11 protein-coding genes are annotated in these 11,214 nt (G+C 46.2%); 7 read left to right on the top strand and 4 right to left on the bottom strand.

The features are described from left to right. Positions 1-239 precede the first annotated feature (239 nt). The gene (locus ACQVGS_RS20390) at positions 240-1,205 is read left to right on the top strand and encodes an L-lactate dehydrogenase (protein ID WP_103672191.1); all 966 of its coding nucleotides are present in this window, start codon (positions 240-242) and stop codon (positions 1,203-1,205) included. Positions 1,206-1,237: 32 nt separating this feature from the next. After that, positions 1,238-2,863 (top strand): L-lactate permease, encoded by a 1,626-nt coding sequence (locus tag ACQVGS_RS20385; protein WP_127696048.1) that lies wholly within the window; start codon positions 1,238-1,240, stop codon positions 2,861-2,863. Between the two features lie 41 nt (positions 2,864-2,904). Here ACQVGS_RS20385 and bmr3 read toward each other — a convergent pair whose 3' ends face one another. Next, a complete protein-coding gene (bmr3, locus tag ACQVGS_RS20380; protein WP_106021104.1) occupies positions 2,905-4,443 on the bottom strand; it encodes a multidrug efflux MFS transporter Bmr3 in 1,539 nt (512 codons plus the stop codon). A 112-nt stretch (positions 4,444-4,555) separates the two neighbouring features. On the opposite strand from bmr3, the gene ACQVGS_RS20375 reads away from it, so the two are divergent. The 3 genes from ACQVGS_RS20375 to ACQVGS_RS20365 all read left to right on the top strand — a co-directional run bounded on the left by ACQVGS_RS20375 (position 4,556) and on the right by ACQVGS_RS20365 (position 6,555). Next, positions 4,556-5,020 carry a MarR family transcriptional regulator gene (locus ACQVGS_RS20375; RefSeq protein WP_127696046.1) on the top strand — a complete coding sequence of 155 codons (465 nt, stop codon included), beginning with the start codon at positions 4,556-4,558 and terminating at the stop codon, positions 5,018-5,020. Positions 5,021-5,094: 74 nt separating this feature from the next. After that, on the top strand, positions 5,095-5,724 hold the full coding sequence (locus tag ACQVGS_RS20370; RefSeq protein WP_024120145.1) for a LysE family translocator: 630 nt from the start codon (positions 5,095-5,097) through the stop codon (positions 5,722-5,724). 69 nt (positions 5,725-5,793) lie between these two features. Beyond that, complete coding sequence (locus ACQVGS_RS20365; protein WP_127696044.1) at positions 5,794-6,555, top strand: YqcI/YcgG family protein; 762 nt, start codon at positions 5,794-5,796, stop codon at positions 6,553-6,555. Position 6,556: 1 nt separating this feature from the next. Here ACQVGS_RS20365 and ACQVGS_RS20360 read toward each other — a convergent pair whose 3' ends face one another. Next, entirely contained in the window at positions 6,557-7,897 is a 1,341-nt protein-coding gene (locus ACQVGS_RS20360; protein ID WP_103672186.1) for an amino acid permease, read from the bottom strand. Between the two features lie 129 nt (positions 7,898-8,026). Here ACQVGS_RS20360 and ACQVGS_RS20355 point away from each other — a divergent pair, with 129 nt between their 5' ends. Together ACQVGS_RS20355 and nadE are read left to right on the top strand one after the other, a co-directional pair. Continuing rightward, the gene (locus ACQVGS_RS20355) at positions 8,027-8,623 is read left to right on the top strand and encodes a DUF1989 domain-containing protein (protein ID WP_044161986.1); all 597 of its coding nucleotides are present in this window, start codon (positions 8,027-8,029) and stop codon (positions 8,621-8,623) included. 133 nt (positions 8,624-8,756) lie between these two features. After that, positions 8,757-9,575: an NAD(+) synthase gene (nadE, locus tag ACQVGS_RS20350; RefSeq protein ID WP_101860186.1), complete on the top strand. Its 819-nt coding sequence runs from the start codon at positions 8,757-8,759 to the stop codon at positions 9,573-9,575. A gap of 83 nt (positions 9,576-9,658) precedes the next feature. Here the strand turns inward: nadE and tmrB are convergent, their stop codons facing one another. After that, complete coding sequence (tmrB, locus tag ACQVGS_RS20345) at positions 9,659-10,252, bottom strand: tunicamycin resistance ATP-binding TmrB (protein WP_188323796.1); 594 nt, start codon at positions 10,250-10,252, stop codon at positions 9,659-9,661. A 54-nt stretch (positions 10,253-10,306) separates the two neighbouring features. Further along, positions 10,307-11,095: a sugar phosphate isomerase/epimerase family protein gene (locus ACQVGS_RS20340; RefSeq protein ID WP_127696040.1), complete on the bottom strand. Its 789-nt coding sequence runs from the start codon at positions 11,093-11,095 to the stop codon at positions 10,307-10,309. Positions 11,096-11,214: the final 119 nt, after the last annotated feature.

Here is an 11,214-nt window from a genome sequence, read left to right as displayed (position 1 = left end):
ATGCTTTTTGAGGAAAGCAGCGAAAGAAACTAACAAACATTCCTTCTTTGTCTTGCGATTCTCATGCTGAAAATCACTCAAGAAAACGGTAAGAAACTATCATAGATAGTTTCTTTTTTTGTTCATAAATCAGACAAATCTTTTCTCTTGCAAAAGTTTGTGAAATGTTGCACAATATAAATGTGAAATACTTCACAAACAAACACCAAAGAAAAACAAACACTGGAGGATGAGGATAAATGATGAATGAACGTGTAAATAAAGTAGCTTTAATCGGAGCGGGTTTTGTTGGAAGCAGTTATGCATTTGCGTTAATTAACCAAGGGATCACAGATGAACTTGTGGTCATTGATTTAAATAAAGAAAAAGCAATGGGCGATGTAATGGATTTAAACCACGGAAAGGCGTTTGCGCCGCATCCGGTCAAAACATCTTTCGGAACATATGAAGACTGCAAGGATGCTGATATTGTCTGCATCTGCGCCGGCGCAAACCAAAAGCCTGGTGAGACACGCCTTGAATTAGTAGAAAAGAACTTAAAGATCTTCAAAGGAATCGTCAGTGAAGTCATGGCGAGCGGATTTGACGGCATTTTCTTAATCGCGACAAATCCGGTTGATATTCTGACGTATGCAACATGGAAATTCAGCGGCCTGCCAAAAGAGCGAGTGATCGGAAGCGGCACAACACTTGATTCTGCGAGATTCCGTTACATGCTGAGCGAATACTTCGGTGCAGCGGCACACAATGTGCACGCTCATATTATCGGCGAACACGGTGATACTGAGCTTCCTGTCTGGAGCCACGCGAATATCGGCGGAGTGCCGGTCAGTGAACTGGTTGAGAAAAACGAAGCATACAAACAAGAAGAGCTTGACCAGATCGTGGATGACGTGAAAAACGCCGCTTATCATATCATTGAGAAAAAAGGCGCGACGTATTACGGGGTAGCCATGAGCCTTGCGCGAATCACTAAAGCGATTCTTCATAATGAAAACAGCATTTTAACAGTCAGCACATATTTGGACGGACAATACGGAGCAGATGACGTGTACATCGGAGTGCCGGCTGTCGTCAACCGCGGCGGAGTCGCTGGCATCACTGAGCTGAACTTAAATGAGAAAGAAAAAGAGCAGTTTAACCACAGCGCCAACGTGCTCAAAAACATTTTGAAACCGCATTTTGCAGAACAAAACGTCAATTAGAACGCAACTATAGAGTAAAGGGCTGATTGTCAATGTGGGAGCAGTTGTATGATCCGTTTGGAAACGAGTATGTGAGCGCACTGGTTGCGCTCACACCGATTCTCTTTTTTCTCTTAGCTTTAACCGTTTTTAAGATGAAAGGCATTCTTGCGGCATTTCTGACCCTAGCCGCCAGCTTTTTGGTTGCCGTATTGGCATTTCATATGCCGGTTGAAAAAGCCGTTTCTTCTGTTTTATTAGGCATCGGAAGCGGTTTGTGGCCGATCGGCTACATTGTCCTGATGGCAGTGTGGCTCTATAAAATCGCTGTGAAAACCGGGAAGTTTACCATTATTCGTTCCAGCATTGCCGGCATTTCGCCTGACCAAAGATTACAGCTATTATTAATCGGTTTTTGTTTTAACGCATTTTTGGAAGGTGCGGCCGGCTTTGGTGTTCCGATTGCAATTAGTGCGGCGCTGCTCGTAGAACTTGGCTTTAAACCGTTAAAGGCGGCGGCGCTCTGTTTGATTGCGAATGCTGCCTCTGGAGCCTTTGGCGCGATCGGGATACCGGTGATTACAGGCGCGCAAATTGGAGACTTGTCTTCTCTTGAGCTGTCTCGGGCATTGATCTGGACACTGCCGATGATTACTTTTCTGATTCCGTTTTTACTCGTGTTCTTATTAGACCGGATGAAGGGAATCAAACAAACCTGGCCTGCCTTGTTGGTTGTCAGCGGTATATATACAGCGGTTCAGACGCTGACAATGGCTGTGCTCGGACCGGAATTAGCTAACATTTTGGCGGCGCTGTTCAGTATGGGCGGGCTTGCGCTCTTCCTGCGCAAGTGGCAGCCGAAACAGATTTACCGTGAGCAGGGAGCCGAAGAAACCGGTGAGAAAAAGAGATACAGCGCCGCAGACATTGCCAAAGCGTGGTCTCCTTTCTACATTTTAACTGCGGCGATCACCATCTGGAGCCTTCCTGCATTCAAAGCGCTTTTCCAAGAAGGCGGGCTCTTCTATCAGACAACGCTTTTGTTCAAGATGCCTTTTCTGCATCAGCAAATTATGAAAATGCCGCCCATTGCCCCATCTGCCATGCCGCTTGATGCGATTTTTAAAGTCGATTTGTTATCAGCGACAGGTACAGCGATTTTAGCCGCAGTCATCGTTACAGGACTGTTCAGCAAAAATTTCTCTTATCGGGATGGCTTCAGTTGCTTGAAGGAGACAGGGAAAGAACTGTGGATGCCGATTGTCACGATCTGCTTTGTGATGGCGTTTGCCAATCTGGCCAACTTCGCGGGGCTCAGCTCTTCCATCGGGCTGGCACTGGCGAAAACAGGCGATTTGTTCCCGTTTGTGAGTCCTGTTCTCGGCTGGATCGGCGTGTTCATTACTGGCTCAGTTGTCAGCAATAACGCTCTGTTCGGGCATTTGCAGGTTGTCACCGGAGCACAGATCGGTGCCGGTTCTGATTTGCTGTTAGCCGCAAATACGGCGGGCGGGGTGATGGCGAAGCTCGTTTCTCCGCAATCTATCGCCATTGCCGCTGCCGCGGTCGGCCAGACAGGGAAGGAATCAAAGCTGTTTAAACGGACAGTGATGTATAGTCTGATTCTGCTATTGATCATCTGCATATGGACGTTTATTCTTGCAAGATTAGGTGTTTAATAGAAAAAAAGCAGTACACTCGAGGTGTACTGCTTTTTGTATTAATTTGCTTTCTTCGTCATTTCCTCAGTTGTTTTGACTCTTGTTTTTCCCATGAACAAAACGGTGATCGCCGCGAGGACAATTGGAATCAAAGCAAGTAAAAAGACATATGTGATGCTTGATGACATGGCGTCGATGATCCGGTTCAGAATCGCAGCAGGGATCTGTGATCGTGTGCCGGCTTGGAAAATCGCCTGTGGATCACCGATATTCTGCGGAGCGCCTGAGCCGGCGGAGCCTTTCATCCCGCTGAAGGCATCGCTGAGCTGGTTTGTGAATACGTTCGTCTGAACCGTGCCGAAAATCGTGACGCCGAGCGTCATGCCGAATGATCGTAAAAATGAATTCGTGGAGTTGGCCGTTCCCCGAAAACGAGGTTCAAGATCATTCATGGATGCTGCCGGGAGAAGCGAGAAGTTAAAGCCTACGCCGAAGCCTGAAATCATCATAAAGACAGTCAGCCATACGCGCGCTGTGTCCGGCGTCATATTGGAAAGCAGCAGCATGCCGATAAAGAAAGATATGACGGAAATCAGCATCAGATTGCGGAAGCTTGCCTTCGTTTGGAAGATTCCGCCGATCATACTTCCGATCACTGATCCGATCATCATCGGTGTCAGAATGAAGCCTGCGCTTGTCGCTGAGCTGCCGTATACCGCCTGTACGAAAATCGGAATAAACACTGCTAAAATAATGAATGTTCCGCCATAAAGAAAAGCGAGAATCTGCGCTGTGGCAAACAAGCGGTTCTTAAACATCCAGAAGGAGATAATCGGTTCTTCCGCTTTTCTCTCCACAATAAAAAAGGCAATAAAGAAAACAGCGAAAATGATAAACAGGCCAATGATTTGAATCGAATTCCAGTCGTATGTTTTGCCGCCGAGCTCAAGCGCGAACATCAGGCACACAATGGATACGACTAAAGTAATCGCGCCGCCCCAATCAATTTTCTGCTTTTTATGCTCCAGCGATTCTTTGTAATAGCGAATGATGAAAAACAATGACAGTGCACCGATAGGGACGTTGATGTAAAACACCCAGTGCCAGCTGATAGAGTCTGTGATAATAGCGCCTAACAGCGGGCCGAGAACACTTGATAATCCAAATACAGCGCCGAACATGCCTGACATTTTTCCGCGTTTTTCCGGCGGAAACAAATCAAAGATAATCGTGAAGGCAATCGGCAGGAGCGCTCCGCCCCCAATCCCCTGAATGGCCCGGTAGATGATCAGCTGGTTCATTGTTTGTGCGATTCCGCATAATGCCGACCCGATTAAGAAAAAGATAAGTCCAAACAGGAAAAAACGTTTTCGGCCGTACATGTCGGAAAGCTTGCCGTAAATCGGCATTCCAGCCATCACCGCTACCATGTAGGATGCAGTTACCCATGCAAATTTATCAAAGCTTCCAAGATCAGCCACGATGCTGCCCATCGCTGTGGCAACAATTGTATTGTCCATTGCCGACATTAAAATGCCCAGCAAAAGACCGAGAACCACAAATTTAGTGGAAGGATATTTTGCGGCTGTTGTATCCATTTATTCTACCTCCTCTACCTTTTCTAAGTAAGGTTTGATATCATGATAATAGTTTGATTATTAATTATCTCGATTATCAAGATAAATTTGATTTTATAGGGAGGACTGTCAGTTGTCAACAAGAGATTCCAGAAGTGAGTTGGAAAAGACTTCCGTTCAGCTTTTTCGGAAATTGGGCACAAGAACGGTTCTGTTTCATCAGGCAGCCGCTCAGGCTCTCGGTCTGTTTCCCACCGATTTGAAATCAGCTGACATCTTAAATGAAGCGGGGCCAATGACGGCCGGCGAACTGGGGAGAAAGACGGGACTCAGCACGGGTTCGGTTACGGCGCTCGTTGACCGGCTGGAAAAAGCGGGGTATGTGGCCCGTGAAAGGGACCCGAACGACCGCAGAAGAGTGATTATCGTGCCTCTTACCGCTTCTAAACAGCATGTGAAGGATTTGTTCCGATCACTGTCAGAGTCGACGATGGATCTGTGCCGCGAGTATACGGAGGAGGAATTGGAACTGATTTTCGGTTTTATCGGCAAAGCCTCCGATATTATAGAGGAAGAGCTTGACCGCTTGAAACAATAGGTGAGTTTTGTGCATAGCTTGGCCCGTTCCCGAATAAATTGTACAAGTTGAGTAAGAGAGGGGAGTACGGGCCGGTGAACATTTTTTTGAGTTATATTGTGCTGGGGCTGTCCTTGTCTGCGCCTGTGGGACCTGTCAATGCGGCGCAAATTGATAAAGGCATTAAAAACGGGTTTTGGCATGCGTGGATTTTTGGTTTAGGCGCCATGACAGCTGACGGACTGTACATGCTTTTCATCTATTTCGGTCTGTCACAGTTTTTGACCGCTCCGTTTGTGAAAACGTTTTTGTGGCTCTTTGGCTTTTTTGTACTGACCTATACCGGTATTGAAACGCTGAAGAATATCAGGGAAGCGATAGACGTACGCAGCTCGAAGGGGAAGCCGTCCTACAGAAAAACATTTGCCTCGGGTTTTCTCATCTCATTGTCAAATCCATTGAGTATCCTCTTTTGGCTTGGGATTTACGGGAGTATTCTTGCAAAAACGGCGGAGGCTTACAATATGAGTCAGCTTCTCATCTATAGTTCCGGCATTATGATTGGCATTTTAATCTGGGATTTTTGCATGGCGATCGCAGCCAGTACATTCAGGAACCTGCTTCACGAAAAGCTGTTGCGGGGATTCACCGCGATTGCTGGCATATCCTTGCTTGTATTCGGTTTTTACTTCGGTTATCAAGGCATTAAAGAGTTATTGGGCTGATTCAAAAAGGACAGTCACCTGCCGCCTTCCGTTTTAATATAGTATTCAGATGATACTGGAGGTGGATCAATGGTGAAAGGGATTTACACCAAAAGTTTTCTGGAACGGAATCAAGCTGAGTTCCCGGAATGGCAAAGGATCGCTTTTGAGCTATTAGCAGAAACTTTGGCGGATGACGCGGATAAGTTCCCGTGTATTCCCGGCCGTCAGGCATTTCTGACTGATCAGCTTCGCATTGCCTTTGCAGGAGATCCCAGGGAAAACGGTACGGTGGAGGAACTGGCGCCGCTGCTTGCGGAGTATGGGAATATCTCGCGAGACTCCGGGAAGTATACGTCATTGGTTGTGTTATTTGATACACCGGAGGATTTGGCTGAGCATTATTCCATTGAAGCATATGAAGAGCTGTTTTGGCGCTTTTTAAATAGACTGAGCGAACAAGATGAAAAAGAGTGGCCGGCAGATATTCCGGCCGATCCAGAGCATTATAAATGGGAGTTTTGTTTTGACGGCGAGCCGTATTTTATTCTGTGTGCAACGCCGGCTCATGATGCGAGGAGAAGCCGAAGCTTTCCTTATTTTATGATCACGTTCCAGCCAAGATGGGTGTTTGAAGATCTAAATGGTTCAACCGCATCTGGCCGAAACATGAGCAGGCTGATCCGATCCCGTTTACAGGCTTATGATCAAGCCCCGATTCATCCGCATTTAGGCTGGTACGGAGGAAAGGATAATCGGGAATGGAAACAGTATTTTCTCAGGGATGATGAAAAACAGGTATCAAAATGCCCGTTTTCATATTTAAAGAACATGTTTAACAAAATGAAATAGTTCACGAGCTGGCAGGGCGGTCTTTGTGTCCCTGCTTTTTTTGATAGATCAAGGTGACAACGGCAATGACAGCTAGAAATCCCAAGCTGACAAAAAATCCGGGTCGGCTTGATTTTTCAAACAGCGTGCCGGACACAGCCGCCGCGATCAGAATTGTCGCCAAATAAATTTGCGTTTTCGCCATGGCTGCCGGATCGGTCAGCTTTTTGCTGGAGAACAGGATAAACAGCCAAGTGTATAAAAGCATAAGCCCGGCCGCTGTTGTCATGTGCTCATATATATTTTTAGGCAGCACTAAAGACAGTACGATAGACACGATAAGCCCCGCAAATGTTAATCCGAGCGCGGGCCAGCATATTTTTTTGCCTTCTTTTAGAGTAAAGCATTTCGGCGCGTCGCCGTCATCGGCCATCGTACAAAGCAATGTTGTCACGGCAAAGAGTGAAGCGACAAGGGTCGAGAAGCCCGCGATAATAAAAATGCCGTTAAAAATATCAAGGATCACTTCGAGATGAAATCCTTTTAAAGACGTAATAAACGGGCTGTCCTGTTCTGTAAACTTGTGTAAAGGAACTAGTAGCAAAGCGAGCCCGATTGAAATGATATAAATAATCGCCAGCGTTGCCAGCATCAGCTTTCCTGATTTTGAGGCTTCCTCCGGCTTCTTTAAATGAACCGTCATGAGCCCCATGACTTCAATGCCGCCAAACGCGTAAAATGCATAAATCAGGCCTGTCCACAGCCCCATAGCTCCGAATGGGAAAAATTCTTTCGTCTCATTCGGAATCTGCACCTCCGGCTTTCCGCCTGATAATATGCCGCACAAAGCCAGAATGGCAATCACGATAAACATGAAGATAGCGGCTGTTTTGATAACTGCCAGCACGTTTTCTGTTTTTTCAAAAACAGAAAGTCCGGTAAAAATAATGAGAAGCCCAAGTACAGCATAGATGGAAGCAAATACCCACAGCGGTACTTGAGGAAACCAATGCTTCGTAAATAACGAAATGGCTGTCAGCTGGCTTCCGGTAATCAGCATTTCAGATGACCAGTACACCCAGCCGTTGCTGAAGCCGGCCCACCTGCCGAACGCTTTTCTCGCATATGAACAGAACGAGCCCTTTTCAGGGTGTTTTGCCGAAAGTTTGGCAAGCTGTTCGAATACAAAATAAGTGCCGATCGCTCCAATTAGAAATGAAAGCAGAACGGAAAATCCGCTTTTCACAATTGCGATGCTGGAACCGAGAAAAAAACCTGTTCCGATTGTGCATCCTATCCCGATTAATGAAAGCTGCCACCAAGCCAGATTTCCTTTTTCTTGGTCTTTTTTTGTTTGACTCATTTACATTCAACCCCTTTTATCTAAGGTTAGATTGCAACCCGCGCAAGGCTTATATGCATCGGATTTTTGCCTCTTTTTACATGGAGGCGATGGTAAACGCTCATACTAATAGAAAAAGGAGCGAAGCGGATGACACAGCAATATATCGTTCAGCCGAAGAAAGGGCTCGGCCTGAAGCTGAAAAAGGGCCAGATTTTGAAGGTGGTTGATGTAGAGGGGCAGCAGGTTGCTGATTTTGTGGCGTACCACGCAAAGGATTTTTATGAGCATCTTGATCAGGGAGCGACCATTGATGCCAATCATTCCATTCATGTGAAGGTAAACGATCATATTTACTCTAATTTGTATAAACCGATGCTAACGCTCATTGAGGATACAGTCGGCAAGCATGACCTGCTTCTGCCCGCCTGCCGGCCTGATATGAACCGGCTGTTATACGGAAAACAAAAGGACGAGTTCCAGGATACGTGTTATGACAATATGAACCGGGCGCTTGAGCAGTTCGGCGTGCCGAAGCCGCATATGCATTATCCGTTTGCGATTTTTATGAATACCGTTCTGGATGAGAAAGGGAACCTGTCTGTGGAAACGCCGCTGTCAAATGCCGGGGATTACGTCAGACTCAGAGCGGAGATGGATTTGGTTGTCGCGTTTTCTTCCTGCCCGATTGAAAAAGGAAAGTGCAATGGCGACAGTGTGACGTCCATACGGGTTGAAGTCAGCTGATCTCTCTTATTCACTATGAAATAAGACCTGTGCTATAGTTAATATGGATACATAACAGTCATGATTCATTTTCATTGATTCGGGGAAATGAACAGTAAGAAACAAGCGAAAATGTACAGGAGGAATGATTGGGATGAGCATGCAGGAAAAGATTATGCGTGAATTACATGTGAAGCCCTCAATTGATCCAAAGCAAGAAATTGAGGACAGAGTCAATTTTTTAAAACAATATGTAAAGAAAACCGGCGCTAAAGGACTTGTGCTTGGCATCAGCGGCGGACAGGATTCAACACTTGCGGGAAGACTTGCTCAGCTTGCGGTGGAAAGCATTCGCGAGGAGGGCGGAGACGCTCAATTTATCGCGGTCCGTCTTCCGCACGGCACACAGCAGGATGAAGATGACGCCCAGCTCGCTCTGAAATTCATCAAGCCGGATAAATCATGGAAATTTGACATTCAATCAACAGTCAGCGCTTTTGCGGATCAATATCAGCAAGAGACAGGCGATAAGCTGACAGACTTTAATAAAGGAAACGTAAAAGCGAGAACGAGAATGATTGCTCAATACGCGATCGGCGGCCAAGAAGGCCTTCTTGTGATTGGAACAGACCATGCGGCCGAAGCCGTGACTGGTTTCTTTACGAAATACGGTGACGGAGGCGCAGATCTCCTGCCGCTGACAGGTTTAACAAAGCGTCAGGGAAGAAGCCTGCTGAAAGAGCTGGATGCACCGGAACGCTTATACTTAAAAGAACCGACTGCCGATCTGCTGGATGAAAAGCCGCAGCAGTCTGATGAAACTGAGCTTGGCATTTCCTACGATGAGATTGATGATTATCTCGAAGGAAAAGAAGTATCGGCGAAGGCGTCAGAAGCGCTGGAGAAACGCTACAGCGTGACGGAGCATAAGCGCCAGGTCCCAGCTTCTATGTTTGATGACTGGTGGAAATAATATGATAAAAGCCCACTCTTGGAGTGGGCTTTTTATTTATTGATCCATTTGCATGTATCAGGGACATGCTTTCAAAACGTCTTTTATTTGATACGGATATGATTCAGCTTCACCATCAATCTGTCAGTGAATCTTCGCAGGCTGCCTCTCGAATCAGGCTCAAGCGGCAGATTTGCTTGGGCAGCGATCGTTTCTGCGACCTGCTGAATAGACATTTGGTCTGTATGGAGATGTTCTGTGAAGAGGCTATCAGACAGGCTGTTGATGCAGCGGTCGATTTGTTTTGCGGCCCAGGAGTTTTTTCCTTCCGCTCTGGTGCGCAGGCGTTTCAGCAATGTTTCCTTTGAAGCCAGCAGGGTAAAGTGGTGAATGGTCCGGCCATCCTGTCTCAGCCTGCCGATAATGTCATCGAAGTATTGATCATTCGTAATGGTCATGGGCACAATGATGATGCCCTGATATGTATCTGATAAATAGGAAAGCATGCTGTAATTGAATTCCCGCCACAGATGGTAGCTTTGAAAGTCATCTTCAGCGATATCCGGCGATATCATCGAACGCATCGCAAACCCCATCTTTTCAGGATCATATACGTAAGACGGTTTCAGCCTTCTGTGCAGTTCAAACGCTGTTTGTGTTTTTCCGGAACCGAAAGCCCCATTTATCCAAATGATCATCATGATATCCCCCTTTTTGTTTATGATACAAAAAAAGACCCTTCGATCGAAGAGTCAGCGGGAAAAAACAGACGTATATTCGCGGAGCGATTCCTTTATATGCGTAAAGGCATGTTCTCCAAAATACTCAAGAGAAACAAAACCATCATATTGTCTGTTCATCAGCTCTTTTAAAAATGCTTTTTGATCGAGATCTCCTTGAAAAATCGGAGTTGGCTCGCTCAGATACCAGATATCAAAGTTCCAGCGGTAGTTTTTCAAATGGATATGGCTGATCGTATGAAAGGTTTTTTCTAAAGCGGGCAGCTGGTCAATTCGGTTCGCGTGCAGATTTGACCCGTCAAAAATCGTTCGGAGTCTCGGATGGCCGACAGCCTTCAAAAATGTTAAAGCAGCTTCAGGTGTATCGGCATACGTATCATAGTGAATTTCCAGACCGATATTCACCTCATAGCCGTCTGCCATTTGCGCAGCCTGCTGGAATTGTTCAACCGCACGCAGCCATTTTTCCGGTGACGTTCTGTTTGACGCCTGATTGCCGGCAAATACGCGAATAAGCGGGCTGTGAAGCTGTCTCGCAGCCCGAAGCCCTTTTCTCACTGCTTCTTTTGTTTCTTCTTCTCCTTGTGTCACAAAATCGGTGTATAAGCTGACCGCGGGCACCTTCAGTTTATGCTGCTGCAGCAGGGTATAAAGGCTGTCCAGCGGCCCGAAGTCCTGTTCATACTGTTCGATGTGGCCGTACCACAAATCAATCCCGTCAAAGGACTGCTCCTTCGCAAAGGAAATGACGTCCATTACATTTTGCTTTTTACACCCGGTTGTACAAAAGCTTATTTTCATCTCACATCCCTCCCGTCATCTTTTTCCCTGATGAAAAACGGATAAACGCAGAGAGAGGAAGGACGTTTAATCATTTAATGCTTTTTTGCGTCGAAGTATTAAATTATTTCTGAAAATGT

This window comes from Bacillus sp. SD127, assembly GCF_058566445.1.
This window is presented reverse-complemented; position numbering and strand designations above follow the sequence as displayed.